We start from the raw sequence: 23,769 nt of genomic DNA, 5'->3' as shown, positions 1-23,769 counted from the left end.
CTGTGAGCATGCTCGAAATTCGTCCTGGTGATGCCCGCTACGGAAGCGTCCAACACGTCTACGGCGCCGTGGGTCGTCCAGCCCTTGTGCTCTTGCCGGACACGACCTCGCAAGTGGCCGAGGCCATCGTGCGGGCTCGCGACCTCCCCGGCCCCCTCGCCATCCGCAGTGGTGGCCACGGGATCAGCTCCTTGTCCACGAACGACGGCGGAACGGTTATCGATCTTCGGCGCCTTTCCCGCATCGAACGACTCGACTCCACGCATGTTCGGCTCGGCCCTGGTGCCCGATGGGGTTCTGTGGCCGACGCGCTCCAGCCCTGGGGGTTGGCAATCAGTTCCGGTGACTCCGGCGACGTCGGCGTGGGAGGCTTGGCGACCACCGGAGGACTTGGCCTGATGGGGAGAGCCCACGGCCTCACCATCGATCGTCTCCGCCGCGCTGAAGTTGTCCTGGCCGACGGTAGCGTGCACGTAGTCTCTGCGGAGGAAAACGTTGACCTCTTCTGGGCCGTCCGCGGTGCGGGAGCCAACATGGGCATCGTCACGTCGTTCGAGTTCGAGGCCTCTCCGACGTCGGAAGTTGCCCGAGCCACGATTGTGTACGCGCCCGAGGATCTCGCGTCCTTCTTCGTCAGCTGGGGTGCCGCAGTCGAGGCGTCACCTCGGGCCATCTCAGCGTTTCTCTACGTCGGCGGGGGCCCAACTCCGTTTGCGCAGGCGACCGTCGTCTATGCGGGCAGCGATGTCAACGGGGCGCAGAAGGCGCTCACCCCGTTCGCTGCGCTGCCGGGAATCCGGGGCCAGCGAGCCGAGCTCGTCCCCTATGCTGACGTCCCCATCACGATGGGCGCGCCGCACTCGGGTCAGCAGACGGCCGTCACCCACACAGGCCTTGCCGACCACCTCGACCTCCACCTCAGCGCAGCCCTCGCGTCGCTCGTAGACCGCGGCGCTCTGGACATGCTCCAGATTCGCTCAGCTGGCGGCGCGATCAACGACGTCGACGAACTGGCCACCGCTTATGCTCACCGCCACCAGAACTTCTCCGTGACAGGAGTCTCGGCGTCCGCATCGGCTGCCTTCGACGACGGGTGGGCTCCCCTTCGAGACGATATGCCCGGTATCTACCTGAGCTTCGAATCGAATCACCGCCCGGAGGACATCGCTCGGGCGTTCCCGCCAGCCACTCTCGACAAACTACGACGGATCAAGTCAACCGTCGACCCCGAGAGCGTGTTCAATCAGAACTTCGACCTCAGCGCGACAGCGCCGAACACCTGACCGTACGCCGCACCCCTTCCGCAAAGACACAACATGCCGGGCCTGCACGGACGCCTGGGTATCTCCCGAGCAGTGGGGCACCGTCCTAGGCCTGCTGAGTCGCGGCCAGGTGAGAGAGCACGTCGCGAGCACGGCTGCCTGTCTCCGCATGGAAAGTCGTGAGTACATACCCGGGTGAACCTGTCACGGCGAGGTTCTGATAGTTCAGCTCGATGCTGCCGAATCCCTCAATGCGATGAGTCGTCCTCCCGATGTTCACAAAGCCGACGTCGTGGCGCGCCCACATCTGCCGGAACTCGGCGCTCCGGACGGACAGGATGCCGACGACTTTCTGGAATCCCTTGTCGAACGGGTCCCCGCGAAAGCGGAGCGCTTTTACGCACCACCTCGCGACCTCCTGCCAATCGTTCGACAAAGATTGCGCGAGGTCACTGAACACGAGCATCGGAAGGTTCACTCCCGGATTCAATCCACCGGCTCCCAAGGCCTGCGCTAGAGAATTTGACATCACGATGGTGAGGTTCGAGTCGGTGACAAGTGCTGGTGTGCCCGTCCACTGTTGCAAAAGTCGACCCATGTTCTGCTGCGCATGGGACGAAAGCCCCGTCGCGGCGCTTCGGCCGACCTCGTTCTCCAGTAGCGCAAGTCGTGCCAGGTGGGTCCATTCGTCTCCGTCGAGTCTCAACGCACGAGACAGGGCATGAAGTACCTGCTCGGAGGGCTGGCGGTCCCTGCCTTGTTCAAGTCGCAGGTAGTACTCGGGGCTGATTCCGGCGATGCGGGCAAGTTCGTCTCGCCTGAGTCCTTCCACCCTGCGTCGTGATTGGCGAGGGAGGCCGACGTCCTCCGGCGTGATCTGGGCTCGTCGAGCTCGCAAGAAGTCGCCTAGCGGCGCTACTGCGCCGTCCATCAGACGGACTCGCTTTCGATTCGTCTTTGCGGTGTGCTCACGGTGTCTGCCCTCCAGGGTTCAACATCTCTCTGAAGAACACGATCCCGGAGGGGATGACCTAAGAGCATCTAGCAAATGACCACATTCGGCGTCGACGACCTCTGCGGTCAGACGCCAGAGGTCGTTGCGGGGTCACCAAGCGACGCCAGGTAGTCAATTGCGCGGCTGGACTCGGAATCGGGTTCGGCCTGAAACACCGTCAACACGTGACCATGGGTACCGAGGATCTCGAGATTTTGCCATTCCAAAGGCACTACTGTCCCGAGGCCCTGGATGTAGTGCTCCGTGTGTCCAGATATCAAGGGGCGAGCGTCATGACGTGCCCACATACGTGGAAAGAACGGGTCCCGGACCGAGAGAGTACCGACCAGTTCCTGAAGCCGCGGATCGAAAGGGTCAGAGCGGTACCGAAGATCTGCGATCGTCGAGGTTGCGAGCTCATCCCAGTTGGGCGTCAGATCGCGCATCAGCTGACTGAACATCGTCTCGACCAAGCTTCGGCCGGGGTCCATGTATCCACCGCCGAGATGGCGCGCCAATGAGTTGGCGAGGACGATGTCCTGGGTCGGAGTCACAACGAATGCTGGGTTCTGGGACCACTGATCCAGCATCTGCGACAGGCTCTGGTGGACCGCGTATTGGTCCGCCGGCGGAGCGTCGTGAGGGCTGTGTTGCCGCAGCCTGGCCATGCGTCGCATGTGTTCAAGCCCATCGGGATCCAGCTGCAACGCACGAGCCAGTGAAGCCAGCACTTGGTCCGATGGTTGCGTGTCACGACCTTGCTCCAGTCGCAGGTAGTAGTCCGTGCTTATCCCGGCGAGGGTGGCGACCTCGTCTCGCCGCAGACCCTCAACGCGCCTGTTGTCTTCCCGAAACAGTCCGACATCTTCCGGCTGAACAAGGGCACGCCGGGCCCATAGGTAATCCCCAAGCAGGGATGACTTGCTGTTCATCGTTCCTCCAGTGACTTGACCACCTGGTCAGTCTGCCCCGTGGGGAAACAAGCGCGGGGTGGGTGGGATTCCTGGGAACACCTTCGCCGGCACCCCCGCGGGTAACGTGTCTCCCATGGCAGTTGACGAGGACCCAGAGTTCCCCCGAGCTGCGGCGATGCAGCTTGTCGATTCGTGGGGCGACACTCCTGCCTTCGTCCACGACAAGCACCTCACAGTGCTGGCAGCAAACGCACTAGCGAGGGCAATTCTTCCCGGCCTGGATGTGGGCATCAACATGGCCAGATTTACGTTCCTGGACGAGCGCATCGCAACGGACGCCACGGGTATCAGCGACGAAGTGGCGTCGGTGTTGCGTGAGTCGCTGCAAAGGCACAACGAAGACCCCGTATTCATTGAGATAGTCGGGGAATTGTCTGCACGCAGCCGCGAATTCGCGGAGGCCTGGGCCAACGACGATGTTCGAGCGCCCACGACGCGAGCACACCGCCTGGAGCCGGAAGGCGTCGAGCCCATGACGCTCGCATACCAGCAGCTGCAAGTGCCCGGGCGCGACGAAGAGATCCTCGTCGTCTGGAAGCCGTGCGACCCGAATTCCGAATTAGAGCTGGCGCGCCTAGCGAACATCATCCGGGGCTCGGCCTAGCGCCGGCAGGCAAGGACGACGCCGACGTGGCGGAAGGCTGTATCGTCAGCCAAAAGTCGTCACCGAAATCAAATCGGCCGAAACTATGGTGGGTAGTCATGAGAACCGTGGCGTACGCGCTTGTCCGCTCGCCTGATCCGGATGTCCGGCACGAGACGTATGCTCTCGAGGCTAACGGTGCGAAACGCGTTTACATGGATGACGCCAATGCCGGGCCAGCGCAGCCGAACCTGGCCGCCTGTATCGATGGGTTGGGCGCCGGTGACCTGCTTCTGGTCTATTCGCTGGACCGGCTGGGGCGGAGCCTGCGAGACGTGTTCGTAACCGTTGAGCAACTGAAAGCCCGCGGCGTCGCATTGCGATCGCTGACGGAGCCGATCGATACCGTCAGGGTTGGAGGGGAGCTCTTTTTCGATCTCTGCGCCGCTCTTTCGAGTGTCGGAAGCCGCTTTGCGACTCGCCGTTCTCAGCCGGGTCTTTCTGCTGCACGGTCGAGGGGGCGAACTGGTGGGCGCCCGACGGTGATGACTCCCGAGCGCATCTCGATTGCCCGCCGTATGCGCCGGGAAGGTGCGACGTGGCAGGCGATAGCCGACCACCTAGGTGTGGGCGCATCGAGCGTGCGACGGTCAGCGGGATTTTTGGACTGATCAACGCCCCGCACCTCCGCTACGACGCGAGTCGGCCGACACCTCCAATAGCTTGTTGCAGTTGGGAGCGCCGACTGATGCCGAGCTTGGCGAAGGCGCGATGCAGGTGCGCGCCGACGGTGCGGGGGGAAAGGTACAGTCTGTCGGCGATCTCCTTGTTAGTCAGGCCCGTGGCTGCGAGTTGCGCTGCAAGCAGTTCCTGGGCGGTGAGGGAACGGCTCATCTCGGCTTGTTCCTCGAAGGAGGTGTCTACATTTGCCACGCCTGCGGCACGGAGTTCCGCGGCGGCACGGGTCGCCAAAATCGCTGCCCCTGCCTCCTCGAATCCCCGTTTAGCGTTGGCCAGGTGACTTCTGGCTTCGCGGATTCGACGCTCGCGTCGCAGCCACTCTCCGAAGAGCAGTTGTGAGCGGGCCACATCGACCCGGGCCTCCGTGCGGGCTCCGTATTCAATCGACAGCTCAAAGTGCTGGTGGGCTTCGTCGCCGTAGGAGAGAAGCGCCCGGGCGCGGTGTACCAGCATTCGCAGATGATCCGAATCCGCGCTCTCCGCCGTCGTCTCCGCGAGGGTGACCCAGTCTGAGACGAGGTGCCCCTGTTGAGATCCAGCAGCTGCTTCGACAAGGTCTGCGCCGGCCCAGAGCGCGATCGGCGGGTTGGCAGAGGTGCCTTGCAACTCTGCAAAAGCTTCCGCGAAACGCCCGTGCTGCAGGGCCAGGAGCCCGGAGGCCCAGGCCCCCATTGCGGCGATGCGTGCGACGACTTCGCCTTCGGGCCGGAGGCGAAGACGGTCCAAGGTCTCTTGTGTTCGCTCTCGGTATCCTTGCATGGCTTGGACGCGCGCCAATCCGGCGAGCCCCATCGCCAAGACCACGCCCAGGTTGAGGTCTTGGCTGATCTGAATGGACTGCTCGAGGTCCATCACGGCCAGATCCAACCGTCCAAGCACCGCGCGCACGACGCCACGACCACACAGCCCGGCCGCCTCGTTCGCAACCTGGCCGAGGTTCCGGTACAGCTCCACGGCAGCGGACCACACCGATTCAGCAGTCTGCATGTTGGAGTTTTCCGTAGCAAAGGCGAGGAGGTTGAGGAGGTGACCATCGGACTCGCTGACCTTGCCCTCGAAGCGCTTCAGCGCCACTGTCGGGTCGTCGAATCGGACTTGGGGGTCGGCCAGCGCGAAACCTACAGATCGGAGTACGTCGTCGACTCCGTCGGGAACCGATTCAAGCTGCTCGTGGACCGTTCTGCGTACGTCGAGCGTCTGACCCTGCAAGTAGCAGGTCGCCGCCGCCCACACCAGCATTTCTAGTCCTTTTGCCGCATTCGGCTGGCCCTGCGCCAGTGTGACCAGCTCGGCAGTGCTCGGCCCACGATAGACAGCGGTGACCGATAGCATCCATTCTGTTTGGGCAATCTGCCATATCAACTCCGGGTCCGTCGCGATCGGCTTGGCTTGGCCGACAAGATCAGCGGCCTCTCCGGGGGCGGCGGCTTGCCTCGCGGAATCTGCCGCAGCAACGAGTCTTCTGGCGCGGTCATCGGGTGACGGCGAAAGGGTCGCCGCACGACGCCAGGCTCCCGTCGCCTCGACCCAAGCCCCCTGCTGCGCGGCCGCGATCGCGGTCGCTTCGATTTCAGCCGCCACATCTTCGTCGAAGCCGAGGGTCCCTGATGCGCGGTGACGAGCTGCTCTGCCTGCGTCCTTTGCAGCACCGGCCAACGCTTGATGCGCGTTGGCTTTCTCGAGAGTTCCTGCCGATTCGTAGAGGGACGAACTGATCAGAGGGTGTCGAAAGACAAAGGCGTTGTTCTGCACCTGAAGGAGGTGAAATCGCTCGGCGGGAATCAAGTCGTGTTCTGAGCCACCGGCGCTTCGGATAGCAGCGACGATTTCGTCATACGGGGCGTCTTCGCCGGCCGCCGCGATGAGAAGGGCGCTTCGCGTCGCCTCTGGCAGGAGGCCCACTTCCGCGAGAAAGGTGGATTCGATCCGACGTGTCGTCGGTAGGCGCTTAGTGGACGAGAGCGAGACCGCGTCATCCGGGACGATGGCGGATAGTTCGGCGAGGGCCAAGGGGTTGCCTCGGGCCTGTTCCAGGATCAGGCCCATGAGCGTGTCGTCGAGTCCCGGAGTGTGGTCCAAGACGAGAGCGCGCGACGTATCGTCATCTAACGGTGCCGGTGTGAGTGAGGTGGTGAAGGCGCTCTCCCAGTCGGGATATGCCGGGTCGACCCGCGTGGTCGCGACGAGGGAGGCGGACAAGCCTCCGAGCCGGGCAGCGACGAAGGCCACTACTGCGGCCGTCGAAGTGTCAAGCCAGTGAAGGTCTTCGACGAGGAGGAGGGTGGGGGATGTTGTGGAGGCCTCCTCGAGAAGCCCCATGGTTGCCAGCCCGATCAGCAGGCGGTCAGGAGAGTCGCCCTCGCGTCGTCCGAATGATATTTCCAAGGCAGCCCTTTGCCGGTCTGGCAGATCACCCAGACCTCCGAAAAGTGGACGGAGGAGATCGTGAAGACCGGCATACCCGGCGAGGCTGCCGCTGCGAACCCCGGCGCAGCGAAGGACGGTGAATCCCTCGGCTTTAGCGGCCCGTTCGACCTCCCACGCCAGGGCACTTTTTCCGATACCGGCGTCACCTCGAATAAGAATCGAGCGGCCCTGAGCCTTTTGCGTGTCGGCTATCAGTTCCTCAAGAGCGGCGAGTTCGCCGGCCCGTCCCACCAAAGTCATGGCACGAGGCTATTAGCGCACTCAGATGCCTGTCCACTTCACAGATTGTCCGCGCGCGTGACCGAAATGTGGCCTCGGCGGAGTTCGGTCTGCGGCAGCTACTCCCTCAAAGTTGCTAGCGCGTGTTCGAGGTCGCTATCTCCCGTGGTGACCTCGAACTGCTTGCGAGACACGTCACCGCTCGTCGCCAAGCGCACGAGTACGGCTGCCACGTCGGAGCGCGTAATCCCTCGCCGCGGAACGCGATCACCGACCTCGAAGAGGCCGGCTTCCGCCTCATCGGACAGCCCGTCGGGCCGGACGATCACCCAGTCCAGCTCAAGGTCTCGCACCAACTCATCTGCGTCCGCCTTCGCGTGAAGGTAGATCTGGAATCCGTCTTGGGAGTCGCGTTCGTAATCGTCCGCGCCGGCGCCTGAGAGGAGAATGAATCGTTTGATTGCTGCCTGAACGGACGCCAGAGCCAGTAATATCGCGCCGTCACGGTCCATGCTCAGAGACCTCTCCACCGGGCTCGCGGGGCCCGAGCCTGCCGCGAAAATGACCGCGTCGGCGCCCGTCAGCACCTCAGCCACCTCCGACACGCTGCTGTCCTCCAGGTCCATGACGACGACCTCTGTCCCGGCAGCCTCCAAACCGGCTCTCTGAACTGGATTTCTGATCAGCGCGATGGGGACGTGCCCGCCCTCGGTGAGTTTGCGTTCCGCAATCCGAGCGATCTGTCCGTTGCCGCCTGCAATGACAATTCTCATGGACAGACACTATTCGCGGGCAGAAAGGTCGTACCTGTTCCCGCCGGGATCATGTTCGTGCTGGGGACACGCGCGTGCTGATGGGCACTCCTACTTTTGTGTCATGGCAGACGGATGTGGATTCGAACGGCGCTCGATCATGAGAGACACCGCCGCTTCAGCTGCCCGCCCTGTCACCACAAACACAACCAGGAGACGAACATGCCTTACATCACCACGCCCGACGGCGTCGAAATCTATTACACCGACCAGGGCACTGGACAGCCCGTCATCCTGAGCCACGGCTGGCCGCTCAGCTCCGACGCCTGGCAGACCGAGATCAAACTGCTCAGCGATGCCGGCTATCGAGCGATCGCTCACGACCGTCGCGGCCACGGCCGGTCCACCAAGACCTTCACCGGCAACGACATCGACACCTACGCCAAAGATCTCTCGGCGCTGGTCGAGGCCCTCAACCTTACGGACGTTGTGGTCATCGGCCACTCCACCGGCGGCGGAGAAGTTGTACGCTACGCAGCCCAGTACGGCAAGGGACGCGTGGCCAAGGTCATTACGGCCGGCGCGATCCCACCGCTCATGGTCAAGACCGATGCGAACCCTGACGGTCTTCCCATCGAAGTCTTCGACGAGATTCGCGCCAACGTTCTGAAGGACCGCTCGCAGTTCTGGTTCGACCTGGCAGAGAGCTTCTTCGGCGCCAACCACGGACGGGACGTCTCCTACGGCGCCAAGATCGACTTCTGGCGCCAGGGCATGCTCGTCAACCTTTCGGCGGCCTACGACTGCGTCAAGGCATTCTCGGAGACGGACCAGACAGAAGACCTGAAGGCGATCGACGTTCCGATGTTCATCGCGCACGGATCCGACGACCAGATCGTCCCGATCAAGGACGCCGCCCTGAAGGCTGCGGAGCTCGTCGCGAACGCCACCCTCAAGGTGTACGAGGGCGCCCCGCACGGAATCCATGGCGACTACCAGGAGATCCTCGACAAGGACATCCTCGCGTTCATCGCAGAGTGACTCCACGGCAGCAGCGGTGAACGCCACCGGTACCCCGAGGTGGCGGGAGGGGCGGGCGAGGGGTGACGCCCGCCCCTCAGTGAGTGGCAGTTGCACCAACGTTCAGCTCATCAGCCCACGAGGGCATCACGGAAAGAGCAACCATGGCAACACAATCCGCCGCGAGACCGCGGCTGCCACTGAACACCTTCAGCATTGCGTTTGGGCTCTCAGGCCTGGCAGGCACCTGGACAGCGGCGACCACCGTCCTGAATTCCCCGCGGTCCATAGGTGAGATCCTCTGGATCCTCGCCGCACTCGTCTGGATCAGCACGATCGTGCGATACGTCGCCACAGCGCGTAGCGCCCACGCAGCGATGGCCGACGCCAAGGATCCCGTCCTAGGCCCGTTCGCGTCCCTCGTACCAGCGACAGGCTCTCTCCTCAGCGGCCACTTGGTAAGCATCGCGCGCACACCGGGAAGCATCGGCGTGTGGATCTGCTTTATCGCCACGGTCGGCTTCGGTGTCTGGTTCGTCGCTCGCCTCATGTCGGTTCCACGAGAACAAGGCGCCCTTCACGGAGGATACTTGCTGCCGACGGTTGCGGCGTCTCTGATCGCCTCGCAGTCGTTGGCTGGGGTGGGAGCACCAACCCTCGCGACTGCGGTCTTCGGCGTGGGCCTGTTGTTCTGGGCGCTGATCGGCAGCATCCTGCTCGCTCGGTTCATGACGGGACCCGCCGTTCCCGGGCCGCTCCTTCCGACGCTCGCGGTCTTCTCGGCACCCCCGGCCGTCGCAGGAAACGCGTGGTGGGCGATGAACGGAGCGGAAGCCTCCACCGAGATCACCCTCCTGACAGGGGTGATGGTTGCGCTCCTCATCCCCCATGCCTTCCTCATTCGCCGATACATCGCCCTGCCCTTCGCCGTCGGCTTCTGGGCACTGACCTTTGCCGCCGCCAGCAGCGCCACCTTCAGCATCCGCGTTTTGAGCCTCGCCAGCGGCCCGTGGGTGACGCCCGTGTCCTGGCTCGTGGTCGCGGCCGCCACTGCGATCGTCGCGACGATCGGCATCCGCACCGTTCTCGGCCACCGACCGCGTGCGCGAAGGCTCACAAGCACGACCGAAAAGATCGCCTCGCCCGTCTCTTAGGCCCCACGGTCTATAGACCCACATGCGGCCCCGAAAGAAGGAACCACCATGACTACCACCTCTACCCAGCCCGACGCGGCCGCCTCCGGAACCTTCGTCATCGGCGGAGACCTGCCGGTTCACCGGCTGGGCTTCGGATCGATGCAGCTCACCGGCCCCGGCGCCATGGGAGAACCACGCGACGTTGAAGGCGCGCGATCCGTTCTACGCCGAGCTGTGGAACTCGGCGTGACCCTGATCGACACCGCAGACGCCTACGGACCAGGAGTGCCCGAACAACTCATCGGCGAAGCTCTCTTCCCCTATCGAAAAGACCTCGTCATCGCTACCAAGGGCGGATTTGTGCGAGGCAGCCGCGGCGAATGGATCACCGACGGACGGCCGGTGCACCTTCGGCAGGCTCTCGAGGGCAGCCTCCGCCGACTCCGCCGTGAAACCATCGACCTTTACCAGCTCCACCGCATCGACCACAAGGTTCCCCTCGCCGAGCAGATCGGCACTCTTGAAGAGTTTCGCCAAGCCGGCCTCATTCGTCACATCGGACTGAGCGAAGTCAGCGTCGCCCAGTTGCGAAAGGCGCAGACCTTGGCACCGATTGCCACCGTGCAGAACCTGTACAACCTCGCGGAACGTCACTCGGAGGAGTTGGTCGCTTTCGCCGCCACACACAACATCGGCTTCATCCCGTGGTTCCCCCTCGCCACCGGCGGACTGACGACCCCATCCGGCCCCCTCGCGGCAATTCAGGCACGCACCGGGGCAACGCCGTCTCAAATCGCCCTCGCGTGGCTTCTTCAGCACTCCGCGACGATCCTGCCGATCCCTGGCACATCAAGTGTCGAGCACCTCGAGCAGAACGTCGCTTCCTCCCACCTCCAGCTGTCCAGCAGCGACGTCCAGCAACTCGACCAGGCTGCCCGATGACCAGAAACACGTCGCGGATTGGGACCGCAGCTCTTGCCGGTGTGGTCGTGGCGTCCGTAGCAGTCGCATTCGCAGCCGGAGCCGGCAGCCCCCTTTTCGTCGTATACCAACGCGAATGGGGATTCCCGAACTGGCAGCTGACAACGGCGTTCACCGTCTACGCGATAGCACTTCTCCTCACACTCCTGATAGCGGGCTCCGTGTCCGATTTCATCGGCCGCCGCCCCGTCCTTATCGGCGCTCTCGTCATGATGATGATCTCCAGCGGACTGTTTCTCGTAGCCGATGGAATCGGATGGATCATCGTGGCCCGTGTCGTGCAGGGCATCGCCACGGGCGCAGCGACGAGCAATTTCACGGCCGCCATCATCGAACTCTCCAGCGAACGCCGCAAAAGCGTAATGACAGTGGTGACCAGCGCCGCACCCGTCGGAGGCCTCGCCCTAGGCGCTTTCGGAGCGGGCGTCGCGATTCAGCTGACGTCAGATCCGACGCTCGTTCTGTTCTCATGCCTTGCCATTCTCTTCGCGCTGGGCATCGTCTCAGTCCTGTTAGTGCGCGAAACGGCCGAACGTCGGCCGGGCGTCTGGCGCACCCTCAAACCTCAGCTTCAGATTCCCAACACTGCAAAAGCCCGATTCATCAGCCTCGCCCCCCTTGTCGCAGCGGGCTGGATGTTCTCCGGACTCTTCCTGGGACTGACTCCGTCACTTGATCGGTATGTCTTTGACATCACCAACGCAGCGCTAAACGGTGCAATCGTTGCCCTTCAACCCATTTCGGCTGCGATTGCCGGCCTGATCTTCGTCCGGTTCAACGCCGTGCGATCCACTCGCCTAGGAGCGCTTCTCGTCACGGTCGCGGCCATCATGGCCGTGGGAGGAATCAGCCTGCACAACATTCCCATCCTGGCCGCAGGGGCCATCATTGGCGGTGCGGGACAAGGCGCCGGCTTCGGCTCCACGCTCAGAATCCTGGGGCCTCTCGCACACAACTCGCAGCGGGGCGCTCTTTTGGCAGCTGTCCTCCTAATCGCCTACGCCGCCTACGGGGTACCCGTACTCATAGGCGGGATCGTCAGTGGACTCGTCGGGTTAGAGACGACCGCGGTGTCTTACGCGATCCTCGTCGCGCTCGTCGGGTCGTTATCGATGGTGAGCTTGGGCCGGCGAGAGACAGCAACCCACGAGTTGGACAACGTGCGCGAACCTCCGACCCCTATATCCGGATGACCCCTCCCATTCCAAACGTGCACAACCAGCGGCGCCTGAAGGGTGCCATCAAGGAAAGCAGAGATGATCACAATGCAAATCACCATGAACGACAAGGCGGGATTCTGATGGAACTTCCGCGCCTTCACGTCGCCCGAGCGGCGACATTCAACGAGACGGCCGAAGACGTCTGGTCCCGTATCGGCAACTTCTACGACGTCTCCTGGATGCCCGGGGTCGAACGCGTCAACGCCGACGAGCCCGCACAGATCCGCGAGGTGTACCTCCAGGGCGGTGGTTCAAGCGTCAGTGAAAAGCTTCTCTCGGCAACACCCCACTCGCACACCTTCACCTTCACGGACCCCGGCGCGCTGCCAGTCAAGGATTACCTTGCCGTTCTCCGGGTCCACGAGGACAATGGCGCAGCCGTCGTGACCTGGACCGCCGAATTCGGCGCCCGGGACGCAACGGACGAAGCCGCCAAGGCTCAGATGGTCTCGTGGTACGAGGCGTGCCTCCAGAACGCAGGCGGCGTGCTCCTGTCGCCGCTGTCGCTCAATGTCTTCGTAAGCGACTACAAGCCCATCGGCGCTCCGGTCCCCGAATGGGACGTGAGCCGGCAGGCGACGTGGCCCGCCAGCACAGCAACGCTCATCAGCGGAGAGCGAGATGCTGTTCTCGTCGACGCGCTCATCACCGTAAACGAGGTAGACGAACTCGTCGCCTGGATCGAAGCCACCGGCAAGAACCTGACGACCGTGTATGTCACCCATGGGCATGCCGACCACTTCCTGGGACTGCAAGCGGTCCTCCGCCGCTACCCCGACGCCATGGCGATAGCGCTGCCCGAGGTCATCCCGTTCGCTGACGGCCAGCTTACGGAGGGCTACCTGGCCTACTGGGAGTCGCTGTTTCCCGGTCAGCTCCCCACGTCGGTCGTCGGACCCGAAGCACTGGAATCCGCCTACATCGACCTGGAGGGGCACAGCCTCGTTCCGATCGCTGTAGGACAGAGCGACACGGACCCGTCCACGGTCGTCTACGTGCGCGACCTCGACGCGGTCGTGGGCGGGGACGTCGCCTACAACGGCATCCACCTGTGGCTCGCGCAAGCCGACGCCGAGGCCAGAAAGGGGTGGGACGAGGCGCTGAACATCGTGGAGTCGTACAGCCCAGCGTGGGTCGTCGCCGGTCACAGAGACCCGTCGTCGCCATCGGACGCGGCCCCCACCCTCATCGAATGGACCCGTGGTTACCTGAGGGACTTCGGCGCCGGCACCGAGGTGACATCGTCGACCGAGGAGCTGGTGGCGTTCATGTCCGAAAAGTACCCCTCGCTGGGGAATCCATACACGCTGACGGCCTCTTCGGCCGCACAGTTCACGAACGACTGAGAGACACGCGTGGCGGGCGGGGCCGTTCGTAGGGCACTGCTCGCCAGACGTTGCCCGATGTGGAGTCTTGGGTAATTTCATGACGGTCGCGAGCCACACGGCAGGCCCGCCCGTTACGAGCGTCGCCACCGGCATGACAAGCGCACGACGACCCTTGCCGAGCGCATCCATCGCTACGAGGATCGCGCTCGACGGGTGAGGCCCGTGCCCACACTTTGCCCACACTTTTCTGAGATGCCACGAGATCGCTGCGATTGCAAAGGACCTAGAAACCGCGGAATCTAGGGCTTTTCTGTGCGTTTGGGGGGCCATGAAATGGCCTGATGGGGGTTCGAATCCCCCATTCTCCGCCATTTTCGACCCGAGCGACTGCGGCAGTTCGGAACGTCGGCGGGTGGTCGCGCAGCAGCGAACGTCGCATACGGGCGCCCTCACGTCGCCGCCGGCGTCTGCCGGAAGCGGGCGCTTCCGGCAGTGAGGCAGGATGAGAGCATGGGTCGTGCGCCGACAGGCAACCAGGATGCGGCCGTCGGCGCGATGCTCGGCGGCGACGTCGTCTCCGTGGGTCCGGTACGACGAACCGTGCTCGATTACGACGCCTTCTTCGCACACCGCGAGTTGAGCAGGCTCGACGGCGAGGCCCTCGTCGAGGGCGAACGCCGACCTTGGTCGTTGATCGAGAAGCGCACCGAGGGGCCGCACCTCGCCGATCCCTACCTGTATGACAACGCGGTGCGTGAGCTGGACGCCTACCGGTCCGGCATGTTCGACGATATGCCCGTCGGCATCCGCGCCCCGAGGGTCTACGGCACACTGCTGGAGGCCGACGGCGCGATCACCCTCTCGATCGAGGACGTGCGCCACGAAGGGTCCCGCCCGTTGGATGCGCAGGCGATCGTCACTGCCGCGGGCGACCTCGGGAGAATGAACGGCCGCTGGTTCGGGAGCGCAAGCGCGGAGCCCTGGTTCTTCGCGGGCTGGATCGACCGGCATGGCCAGCCCGGGGCCGTCGAGGCGGGTCTTGCGACCGTGCGGCGTGCGCATCCGGATGTCGTTCCCCTCTGGGGAGATCACTTCGCCGACATCCACCGGCTCATCCGCGCCCAGTCGCGGGTGCGCGCCGTGCTCGAATCCCTGCCGCACACCGTCTGTCATCACGACGCCGTGGGGGCGAACGTGTTCCGCACCTCGGCTGCGACCGTGCTGATCGATTGGGAGTCCGTCGGCCCCGGCACGGTCGGCGCCGACCTCGCCTCGCTGTTGCTCTCGCCGCGGCGAGGCGATGCGTCCGTGCACGTTGTCGCATCGGTCTTCGACGAGGCTGTTGAGGCCTACATCGATGGCTTTCGCGATCAGGTGCCTGCCGTCGCTCCCGCCCAGATCCGCCAGGGGGTGGACGCGGCGATCGCTCTGCGGTGGAAGCTCGCGGTCGACGTCCTCGCCAGTCTGGAATCCGGTGAGCCCGCGATCCGCGGCAGCCTGCGTGACGAGTCGCCGGAGACCGCCTTGGACGAACTGATCCAGCTCGTCGGCGTGGTGCTGGCCGCGGCAGGTCGCACGCTCGACAGACCCGGCGCTAGCATCGATGGGAAGCCGGTCGCTCTCCGCGGCTGCTGCCCCACCCCCGACGTCTGGAGCAGTCCATGAGAGTGTCGCCCCGCCCGTGGATCGGGATCGCCGTCTGGGTCGGCTATGTCGTCATCGTCACCGTAGTGGGCGCCCTGTCGGGCGTCGGCTACAACAACATCGGCGACTCTGCTGAGACGTTGTTCCGAAGCGCCGGGCTGTTCCTGGGCATCGGTGCCGTCTACCTCGTCATCGTCACCACGATCCTCGGCTGGTGGCGACCAGCCCTGTTCGAGAGGGCGCGAAGCAGGCACCGCTGGCCGATCGTCGCTCCGGCCATCATGGCGCTGTCCGTCGCGATCGCGCTGCCCGCGGTCGACTGGTCCCGCATCGACGGCGGTTATCTGGCCGGCCTCCTCACGCTCGGCATCCTGGTCGGGTTCAACGAGGAGCTCGTAACGCGCGGCCTGCTGCTGACGGGTCTCCGTGCCGAATTCCGGGAGGTGTGGGTGTGGCTGACTACGAGCGCCCTGTTCGGCCTCATGCACGCCACCAACATCATCAGCGGTGCCCCGGTGGCTCAGACCCTGCAGCAGGTGGTGCTCGCCTTCTTGGGCGGGACCGCGTTCTACATCACTCGGCGGGTGACCGGAAGTCTGATCTGGGCGATGGCGCTGCACGGGCTGTGGGACTTCACCACGTTCGCCACCGGCCACGGCACGGTCGGGCCCAGTTTCGGGCTCTTCCTCGGCGTTGGTGGTGAGGTGCTGGCGCTGGTCGTCGTGTGGTGGACGTTCGCGAACGCGGAGCGGCGGACAGTGGCCACGGAGGCGCAGTGATGACAGCCCGCTCGACCGGGTGGGCCTCCTGACCGGCGTCGGTCAGCGGAGGTCGTCCGACTCGTCCCATTCGCCGCCCTGGAACGGCGGCTCGAAGGTCGGGAGCAGCGGGGCGAGTTCGGCTGTCAGGGTCCTCAGCCGCGCGAGAGCTACGTCGTCGACCACCTCGGGCCAGCCCCCATCCGAAGGTTGAGTGGCCAACTGGCTCGCCGGGCCGATCAGGACCTCGATCTCACCCCGAGTGCCGTCCTCGTCGAGCGCGGGGATGAAGATGGTCGCCGCGGTGTCGGCACGCGCGAGGGCGGCGGCGTACTCCAGGAGAGCTTCGGCGAGCAGGTCTCCCGTGTAGAACGTGCTGCCCGCGTAGACGATCTTGCGCATGCTCCGACTATCGGCCCGACAAACCCTCGCGCCAAGGGGTGGCGCGACGAACGCACCCAGGCTAGGAGCGGTCTCGTGCTTGCCCTCGCCGGGGCGAGACCCCTGAACGGGTGTCCCCCAAAATGCCGCTACCGAGACGTGTCTCGATAGGGGAGGCTCATTGGGTGAGTGAGCAGACGGACGTGGACAGGGATGCAGGGGCGGCCCGAGTGACCGTCCTGCGCCCGCACCGCCATCTGTTCACGCGGGGCATCGTCGCGGTCCTCGCCCTGACGACACCGGTGTTCGCCGTCGTCTACTGGCTGACGATTCCGGGGCCGGGGTGGCCCTTTGTCCTGGCGGCGCACCTGGTCGTGATCGCCGCGACCGTCGTGGGCGTCGCATCCTTCCTCAATACGACCATCAGCGTCGGACGTGACGGGGTGCGGGAGCGCGGCTTCTTCGGCCGAACGGTGCACGTCGCGCCCGGCGAGGCGGGCGCCGTCATCCTGGTCCAGGTTTACGAGAGCAGCACGCTCGACGTCCTCCCCCAGCTCTTCGTCGCCTCCGACCAGGGCCGGTTGCTCATCCGGATGCGCGGCCAGTTCTGGTCGCAGGCCGACATGGAGCGCGTCATCGAAGAACTCGACGTGCCGGTGACCCGGCCGGAGGAGCCGATGACGTTGAACCAATTGCGGCGTACCTGGCCGCGCCTGCTGTACTGGTTCGAGCGCGCGCGTCTCGGCCGCTGACCTCCGGGGTCCCGCTCCGCGTCGTGACGGGATGACGTCGTGACAGGATGACGGGGTGGAAGCGCACACCGAGGTCGAACCGCTCAGCAAGGGATTGCTGACGGCGACCGCGCCCGGGTCGCCCGTGAGCATTGACCGACGCTCTGCCCGGGGGCGCGCAAAGCTGTTCGTTCGGCACTACTGGCTCCCCCGCTGGAGCCTCCCGTACGGCGCGAGCCTCCGCGAGAACGTGCTCGAGTACCCCACGGCGAACCTGGTGGTGGAACCCGGCGCTGCAGCCCTGTACCGCGCTCACCGGGGCCTCAGCTCTCGAACGTTGGAGGGCACGGGATGGGCGTTCGGAGTCCTCCTGCACCCCGGCACAGCGCGCGGCTGGACGGGCGCGTCGGTCCGCGGCCTGCCGGATGTCGTGCCCGTGGATCGGCTCGACGTGCCAGGGATCGCGCCGATGGTGGCGGCCGTGCGTCAGGCCATGACGGCGGGTGCCCAGGACGACGCGGTCACCGCGTTCGAGGCGTGGCTGGAGACGGTGCCCGCGCCGGACGACGATGCGCGCCTGGTCGACCGGATCGTGGCGGCGGCGGAGGAGGACCGCGCGCTGCTCCGCGTCGAGCAGCTCGCCGACCGGTTCGGGATCGGCGTCCGGCGGCTGCAGCGCCTGGTCGCCGGGCACATCGGCTTCGGACCCAAGTGGCTGATCCAGCGCTACCGGCTGCAGGAGGCGGCGGCCGCGTTGCGCGAGGCGCACCCGCCACGGCTCGCCGCCCTCGCCGCCGAGCTCGGGTACGCCGATCAGGCGCACTTCAGTCGCGAGTTCGCGGCCGTCGTCGGCACGACTCCCGGCGCTTACGCGGCCGGCCAGCGGGCATCGGACCCTGCTGCCCGCTAGCGCCACACTCTACTGGCGGGTTCGGGCGAGGAAGAACGGATGTGGTTCGGTCGCCTCGAGCGCCAGCCGGTGCGCCAGCGGGGTCCACACGATGATGGCGACACCCGCGCCCAGTAGGAGCCCGCCGATGGTGTCGCTGATCCAGTGGGCGCCGAGATAGGTGCGGCTCACCGCCATCAGAACGGCCCAGATGACGCCCAGCACCCAGACCCAGACCCGCGGGAACAGGATGCCGAGCACGACGACCATGGTCGCTGCGTTCGCCGTATGCCCAGAAGGGAATGAGCCGGTGTCGGCATTGACCAGGATCTCGCTCGGGCGGGCACGACCCACGGTGTGCTTCAACAGCTGCACGCAGAGCACCGACACGATGCTGGCGATCGCGAAGAAGGCCGCGCCCCACGGTCTGCGGAACGCCAGAAGCAACAGGAAGATCACGACGGGGATGACCACGGAGCCGATGATGCTTCCACCCGCGTAGTTGAAGAACAGCGCGGGACCGAGCCAGATCGGCGAGCGGTGCTCGACGATCTCGCCCATCCACTCGGTGTCGACCTCGAACGGGAGCTTCGGGCGCAGGGCGATGATCACTCCCAGGCCGACGACCACCACGACCGCGACGGACGCCGCGATGATGGGCCACCGGCTGGAGACCCGTGCCGCTTTTGCGACGTCGTGGCCCTCGGCATCCGGCTTGGCCGGGTCCGGTCGGGGTGAGCTCATGCCTGCAAACGTACCCGTCGCGGTATGGACGGCCTAGGGTGCCGTCAGTGCGCGAGTTCGGGAACCGTACGCGGACGCACGACGAACCAGAGCGAGGCGATCGAGACCAGGGCGCAGACCGCCATGACGGCTCCCATCGGCGCAGCACTGCCGACGCCGAGGATGCCGACCACGGGCGAGACGATTCCCGCAGTTCCGAAGTTCAGCGCGCCGAGCAGGCTCGCCGCTGTCCCCGCCTCGTGCCCATGACCGTTGAGCGCGAGCACCTGGACGCAGGGGAAGCCGAAGCCACACGCCGCGATGAAGAACCACAGCGGGATGGCCACGCCCCAGATCCCCGCGTGCGCCTGGTCGAGCACGACGATCGCCGCGGAGGACAGGAACATGACGATGGTCGAGCAGGCCAGGATCCACTGCGGCCCGACGTACTTGGTGAGGCGGGCCGCCGACTGGACACCGATGATGATGCCGATCGAGTTCACCGCGAACAGCAGGCCGTACTCCTGCGCATTGAAGTGGTAGAGATCCTGGAAGATGAACGAACTCGACGACAGATAGGCGAAGAGGCCGGTGAAGTTCGCGGCACCGACGATGGCGATTCCGACGAAGACCCGGTCACTGAGCACCGACTTGTAGCGCTGGCCGACTGTCGAGTGCCCCGCGTCCTGGCGGCGCGCCTTCGGCAGTGTCTCCACGATCCAGAGCGCGACGCAGGTGACGACGAACAGGCCGTAGACCGCGAGCACGACGAAAATGCCGCGCCACGGCATGACGAGCAGCAGCCACGACCCCATCAACGGCGCGAGAACCGGCGCCAGGCCGTTGACCAGCGCCAGTCGGCTCAGCATTCGCACGAGGGGCCGGCCGCCGAACAGGTCGCGGACCATGGCCATCGCCACGACACCGCCCGCCGCGGCGCCGATGCCCTGGAGGGCACGGGCGATACCGAGGAGTTCCACGTTGGGAGCGATCGCTGCGGCCAGGCAGGCGATGATGTGCACCGAGGTGGACACCATGAGCGGAACGCGTCGGCCGATCTTGTCCGACCACGGGCCGACGAGCAGCTGGCCGACGCCGAAGCCGATGGTCGTGGCGGTCAGTGTGAGCTGGATGGCCGGCGTCGAGACGCCGAACTCGCTCTGCAGCGTGGGCAGTGCCGGCAGGTACGTGTCGATCGTGAACGGGCCGAGTGCGGTCAGAGCGCCCAGAATCAGGATGTAGGCGAGGCGCTGGCGACCGGAGAGAGAGTCTCCGGGATGCACGACGGTGGTCACGAGAAAGTCCTTGGCGAGTGGGTGGTGGGCGAGGGCCGCGCCCGCCGTTGGACGCAATACAGAAGCACCGCGTCGAGAACGCGGTGCTGGATCCCCTGCCTCGAATCGATTCGATCGGGAGGGTATGAGTAATCCTATAGTGTCGGCGCGCCGCATGTGACCGAGCACACGCGATCGCGCCCCACCCTCGTTCGGTCCGAGAACACGCTTCAGGAGGCCGGCGACGCCAACAGCGGACCGAACGCCAACTCCGCAGCTCCGATCATCAGGATGTCCGAGCCGAGCTCGGCCCGGACGATGGACAGGCTCTCCGCACTGGCCGCCAGCGCCTGCGCCGACACCAGCCGCGGGAGCCGCCCCGGGTCGAGCGCGTGCAGCGCGCCGAGGAATCCGCCGAGCACGATCAGCTGCGGATCGAACACGTTGGTCGCGGTCCGCAGGGCGGTCGCGAGGAAGCCGAGCTGCCGATCCACCTCGGCGATCACCGCCCCGTCCCCTCCGGCGACGGCGCTCGACAAGGACCGGTCGAGCTCATCGGCGTCGGCCGACTCCATCCCGAGCACGCTCAGCAGGGCGCGCTGGCTGACCTCGGTCTCCAGGCAGCCGGTGGCGCCGCAGTGGCAGCGGACTCCGCAGGAGTTGACGAGGGTGTGACCGAGCTCCCCCGCGTAGCCGCTGATCCCGGTGAGCGGCAACCCGCCCACGATGACCCCGGCACCGATTCCGGACGCTCCGCCGTTGAGATAGACCAGATCGGCGGCGCCTCGACCGGCACCGAACAGCCGCTCGGCGTTGGCGCCGAGACTGGCGTCGTTGGCCGCGAGCACCGCGTATCCGGTGGCCGACTCCAGCTCGGCAGCGAACGGCTCCTCGGTCCACTCCAGGTGCGGGGCCAGCCGTACGACCCCGTCCTCCTCCCGGACCAGACCAGGAACGGCCACGCCGATCCCCACGACGCGGGTGGCCTGGGCCAACGCGGAACGCAGCCCTTCGATCACTGTAGAGATGATCGCGACGGCCTCCGCCGCCGACGGGATGTGTCCGGTCGGGTACCGCACTCGGGCGTGCACCCGGGCATCCAATCCGACGATCGCAACGGTGACGGCGTCGACCTCCGGGTTGACCGCGAGGGCGACGACCCGGCTGCTCGGCACCACCACGGGCGAGGGCCGTCCCACCCGATTGCTGGACGCGGGCTCGCGCTCCTGGACGAGTCCGAGTTCCGCGAGTTCGGCGACCAGGGCGCCGACAGTCGAGCGGTTGAGGCCCGTCGCCTGGGTCAACGCGGACCGCGCCAACGGCCCTTCGCGGTGCACGAGCTCGAGCACGGCGGCGAGATTGTGCCGTCGCACCGTGTCGAGGTTCGTCCCCGCAGTCCTACCGTTCATTTTCCCGTAACTGTACCGGGCGGGCGCGACCTGGGACGGCGCCCGCCGTCCTCACCCGCCGAGCGTGGCAGTGCCGGCGTCCGCCCCGACGGTCCGGCCGGTCGCCGCATCCTGGAGAGTGAAAGGACGGTCGGTCGGTCCGGTCGCCTCCAGCCGCGTTCCGGTGCGGGTCACCGTGTACTCGGCGACCTCGCCGTCCGGGGTCGTCACCGTGACCGTCCGGACGCCGTCCGGTCCCGGGTAGATGGCGAGCGTCAGGCCGTCGCGATAGTCGTAATCCGGCCGGTCGTCACGCGCCCCCAGCGGGAGCACGGCGCCCTCGCGGACATAGAGCGGGAGGCTGTCGAAGCCGTGCGACTGGCGCAGCCACCGTCCGCCTTCGATGCTCTCGCCCGAGAAGAACTCGGTCCAGGTGCCGTGAGGCAGGTAGAACTCGACGTCCGACGGCGAGAACACCGGGGCCACCAGGAGGTCGGCGCCCAGCATGTACTGCCGGTCGAGGTGGTCCACCGCCGGATCGCCCGCGAACTCCAGCTGCATCGGGCGCATGACCGGTGTGCCCGCGCGGTGCGCCTCAGCGCCCGCTGCGAACAGGTAGGGCATGAGCCGCAGCTTCAGCTTGGTGAACCGGCGGGTGACGTCGACGGCCTCCTCGTCGAACGCCCACGGCACCCGTACCGATCCGCTGCCGTGCAGCCGGGAGTGGCTCGACAGCAGACCGAACGCGGTCCAGCGCTTGAAGACTCCCGGGTCCGGCGTCCCCTCGAAGCCGCCGATGTCGTGGCTCCAGAACCCGAATCCGCTGAGGGCGAGCGACAGCCCGCCACGCAGGGTCTCGGCCATCGATTCGTAGCTGGAGGTGTTGTCCCCGCCCCAGTGCACGGGAAGCTGCTGGCCCCCCGCCGTCGCCGACCGCGCGAACAGCACGGCGTCGCCGACGCCCTTGGCCTCCTGCAGGACCTCGAACACGGCCTCGTTGTAGAGCTGTGTGTAGAAGTTGTGCATGCGCTCCGGCGACGAACCGTCGAAGTACTCCACCTCCAGCGGGATGCGCTCGCCGAAGTCCGTCTTGAAGCAGTCGACCCCCTGCGCGACGAGGGCGCGCAGCTTGTCCTGATACCAGCGGGTCGCGTCCGGGTTGGTGAAGTCGACCAGTCCCATCCCCGCCTGCCACATGTCCCACTGCCAGACATCGCCGTTCGGGCGCTTCACGAGGTAACCGGCCGCGGCGGCCTCGGCGAAGAGGGGCGAGCGCTGGCCGATGTACGGATTGAGCCAGACGCAGACGCGGAGGTCCTTGTCGTGCAGCCGCGCGAGCATCCCCTCCGGGTCCGGGAAGGTGCGCGGATCCCACTCGAAGTCGCACCAGTTGAATTCACGCATCCAGAAGCAGTCGAAGTGGAACACCGACAGCGGGAGGTCCCGTTCCGCCATCCCGTCGATGAACGAGGTGACCGTCTCCTCGTCGTACGCCGTGGTGAAGCTGGTGGACAGCCAGAGCCCGTACGACCACGCGGGGACCGTCGCCGGACGTCCGGTCAGCGCGGTGTAGCGCTCCAGGATCTGCTTGGGCGTCGGACCATGGATGATGTAGTACTCGAGGCTCTCGCCGGGCACAGAGAACTGGACACGCTCGACCGACTCCGAACCGACCTCGTACGAGACATGACCGGGGTGATTGACGAAGACGCCGTAGCCGCGGTTCGTCAGATAGAACGGGATGTTCTTGTACGCCTGCTCGCTCGAGGTCCCGCCGTCCGCATTCCAGACGTCGACCACCTGGCCGTTCTTCACGAGCGGACCGAAGCGCTCGCCCAGGCCGTAGACCAGCTCGCCGACGCCGAGCGACAGCTGCTCGTGGACGTACGCCCCGGCGCCTGCGACGGTCATGTGACCGATCGACTTGTGGCCGCTCGACGTCAGGACGCGCTCGGCGCCACTCGCCGGGTCGGCGGCCGAGAAGGTCAGCGACCACGGTGCGCCGCGTCGTACGGTGGCCGTCAGGCCGCCGCTCCGCAGGACGCCCGCTTCGTCGTCGACGACGACCTCCGTGTGCCCCTCCTCCACAGTCAGGTCGAAGCCGCGCTCAGGTCGCACGCCCTGCCAGTGATCGATGCGGACGCCGATCACATCGGGCAGCGGCGAGCTGAGGGTGACGGTGAGGGTGGGTCGGTTGAGGGTGTCGCCGCGGCGCTCGATGACCTTGGCGGGTGCGGTGATCGTGACGGTCCCGTCGCCGGCGAACACGTCGTACGCCTCCTGGGCGTAGATCGGCGTGACGCCGTCACGGAGCTGCCAGAAACCATCGGTGAACTTCATGCGG

21 protein-coding genes are annotated in these 23,769 nt (G+C 65.9%); 12 read left to right on the top strand and 9 right to left on the bottom strand.

Annotated elements, in window-relative coordinates; translation table 11 throughout:
• Nucleotides 1–8: 8 nt before the first annotated feature.
• Nucleotides 9–1,283, top strand: a complete 1,275-nt coding sequence (locus AB4Y74_RS02670) for an FAD-binding oxidoreductase (protein WP_441800381.1) — start codon at nt 9–11, stop codon at nt 1,281–1,283.
• An 85-nt stretch (nt 1,284–1,368) separates the two neighbouring features.
• Here AB4Y74_RS02670 and AB4Y74_RS02665 read toward each other — a convergent pair whose 3' ends face one another.
• Nucleotides 1,369–2,193, bottom strand: coding sequence for a helix-turn-helix transcriptional regulator (locus tag AB4Y74_RS02665; RefSeq protein WP_441797572.1), 825 nt, complete (start codon nt 2,191–2,193; stop codon nt 1,369–1,371).
• 149 nt (nt 2,194–2,342) lie between these two features.
• Nucleotides 2,343–3,188, bottom strand: a complete 846-nt coding sequence (locus AB4Y74_RS02660; RefSeq protein ID WP_441797571.1) for a helix-turn-helix transcriptional regulator — start codon at nt 3,186–3,188, stop codon at nt 2,343–2,345.
• Between the two features lie 115 nt (nt 3,189–3,303).
• Here AB4Y74_RS02660 and AB4Y74_RS02655 point away from each other — a divergent pair, with 115 nt between their 5' ends.
• The gene (locus AB4Y74_RS02655) at nt 3,304–3,834 is read left to right on the top strand and encodes an MmyB family transcriptional regulator (protein WP_441797570.1); all 531 of its coding nucleotides are present in this window, start codon (nt 3,304–3,306) and stop codon (nt 3,832–3,834) included.
• A gap of 98 nt (nt 3,835–3,932) precedes the next feature.
• Nucleotides 3,933–4,484: a recombinase family protein gene (locus tag AB4Y74_RS02650; RefSeq protein ID WP_441797569.1), complete on the top strand. Its 552-nt coding sequence runs from the start codon at nt 3,933–3,935 to the stop codon at nt 4,482–4,484.
• 19 nt (nt 4,485–4,503) lie between these two features.
• Here the strand turns inward: AB4Y74_RS02650 and AB4Y74_RS02645 are convergent, their stop codons facing one another.
• Complete coding sequence (locus AB4Y74_RS02645) at nt 4,504–7,221, bottom strand: AAA family ATPase (protein ID WP_441797568.1); 2,718 nt, start codon at nt 7,219–7,221, stop codon at nt 4,504–4,506.
• A 98-nt stretch (nt 7,222–7,319) separates the two neighbouring features.
• Nucleotides 7,320–7,973 (bottom strand): SDR family oxidoreductase, encoded by a 654-nt coding sequence (locus AB4Y74_RS02640; protein ID WP_441797567.1) that lies wholly within the window; start codon nt 7,971–7,973, stop codon nt 7,320–7,322.
• 201 nt (nt 7,974–8,174) lie between these two features.
• On the opposite strand from AB4Y74_RS02640, the gene AB4Y74_RS02635 reads away from it, so the two are divergent.
• The 7 genes from AB4Y74_RS02635 (at nt 8,175) to AB4Y74_RS02605 (ending at nt 16,060) form a co-directional block, all read left to right on the top strand.
• Entirely contained in the window at nt 8,175–8,993 is an 819-nt protein-coding gene (locus tag AB4Y74_RS02635; protein ID WP_441797566.1) for an alpha/beta fold hydrolase, read from the top strand.
• Nucleotides 8,994–9,136: 143 nt separating this feature from the next.
• A complete protein-coding gene (locus tag AB4Y74_RS02630) occupies nt 9,137–10,126 on the top strand; it encodes a hypothetical protein (protein WP_441797565.1) in 990 nt (329 codons plus the stop codon).
• Between the two features lie 48 nt (nt 10,127–10,174).
• Nucleotides 10,175–11,050, top strand: coding sequence for an aldo/keto reductase (locus AB4Y74_RS02625; RefSeq protein WP_441797564.1), 876 nt, complete (start codon nt 10,175–10,177; stop codon nt 11,048–11,050).
• Nucleotides 11,047–12,282 carry an MFS transporter gene (locus AB4Y74_RS02620; protein WP_441797563.1) on the top strand — a complete coding sequence of 412 codons (1,236 nt, stop codon included), beginning with the start codon at nt 11,047–11,049 and terminating at the stop codon, nt 12,280–12,282. Before AB4Y74_RS02625 ends, AB4Y74_RS02620 begins: the two co-directional genes overlap by 4 nt.
• 17 nt (nt 12,283–12,299) lie before the next feature.
• Complete coding sequence (locus tag AB4Y74_RS02615) at nt 12,300–13,655, top strand: SRPBCC family protein (protein ID WP_441797562.1); 1,356 nt, start codon at nt 12,300–12,302, stop codon at nt 13,653–13,655.
• Nucleotides 13,656–14,147: 492 nt separating this feature from the next.
• Entirely contained in the window at nt 14,148–15,302 is a 1,155-nt protein-coding gene (locus tag AB4Y74_RS02610; protein WP_441797561.1) for a phosphotransferase family protein, read from the top strand.
• Nucleotides 15,299–16,060, top strand: coding sequence for a CPBP family intramembrane glutamic endopeptidase (locus tag AB4Y74_RS02605; RefSeq protein WP_441797560.1), 762 nt, complete (start codon nt 15,299–15,301; stop codon nt 16,058–16,060). The genes AB4Y74_RS02610 and AB4Y74_RS02605 overlap by 4 nt, the downstream gene beginning before the upstream one ends.
• A 42-nt stretch (nt 16,061–16,102) precedes the next feature.
• On the opposite strand, the gene AB4Y74_RS02600 is transcribed toward AB4Y74_RS02605, so the two are convergent.
• Nucleotides 16,103–16,441 carry a hypothetical protein gene (locus AB4Y74_RS02600; protein ID WP_441797559.1) on the bottom strand — a complete coding sequence of 113 codons (339 nt, stop codon included), beginning with the start codon at nt 16,439–16,441 and terminating at the stop codon, nt 16,103–16,105.
• A gap of 164 nt (nt 16,442–16,605) precedes the next feature.
• Here AB4Y74_RS02600 and AB4Y74_RS02595 point away from each other — a divergent pair, with 164 nt between their 5' ends.
• Both AB4Y74_RS02595 and AB4Y74_RS02590 read left to right on the top strand, forming a co-directional pair.
• Entirely contained in the window at nt 16,606–17,172 is a 567-nt protein-coding gene (locus tag AB4Y74_RS02595; protein WP_441797558.1) for a hypothetical protein, read from the top strand.
• 55 nt (nt 17,173–17,227) lie between these two features.
• A complete protein-coding gene (locus AB4Y74_RS02590) occupies nt 17,228–18,061 on the top strand; it encodes a helix-turn-helix domain-containing protein (protein WP_441797557.1) in 834 nt (277 codons plus the stop codon).
• A gap of 9 nt (nt 18,062–18,070) precedes the next feature.
• On the opposite strand, the gene AB4Y74_RS02585 is transcribed toward AB4Y74_RS02590, so the two are convergent.
• The 4 genes from AB4Y74_RS02585 to yicI form a co-directional block, all read right to left on the bottom strand.
• Nucleotides 18,071–18,784, bottom strand: a complete 714-nt coding sequence (locus AB4Y74_RS02585) for a phosphatase PAP2 family protein (RefSeq protein ID WP_441797556.1) — start codon at nt 18,782–18,784, stop codon at nt 18,071–18,073.
• A gap of 44 nt (nt 18,785–18,828) precedes the next feature.
• Nucleotides 18,829–20,058, bottom strand: a complete 1,230-nt coding sequence (locus AB4Y74_RS02580) for a multidrug effflux MFS transporter (protein WP_441797555.1) — start codon at nt 20,056–20,058, stop codon at nt 18,829–18,831.
• 209 nt (nt 20,059–20,267) lie between these two features.
• A complete protein-coding gene (locus AB4Y74_RS02575) occupies nt 20,268–21,446 on the bottom strand; it encodes an ROK family protein (RefSeq protein ID WP_441797554.1) in 1,179 nt (392 codons plus the stop codon).
• A 51-nt stretch (nt 21,447–21,497) separates the two neighbouring features.
• On the bottom strand, nt 21,498–23,765 hold the full coding sequence (yicI, locus tag AB4Y74_RS02570; RefSeq protein WP_441797553.1) for an alpha-xylosidase: 2,268 nt from the start codon (nt 23,763–23,765) through the stop codon (nt 21,498–21,500).
• Nucleotides 23,766–23,769: the final 4 nt, after the last annotated feature.

This window comes from Leifsonia sp. RAF41, assembly GCF_052114085.1.
Lineage (GTDB): Bacteria > Actinomycetota > Actinomycetes > Actinomycetales > Microbacteriaceae > Leifsonia.
The sequence above is the reverse complement of the archived record's forward strand: the minus strand, read 5'-3'. Positions and strand labels throughout refer to the sequence as shown.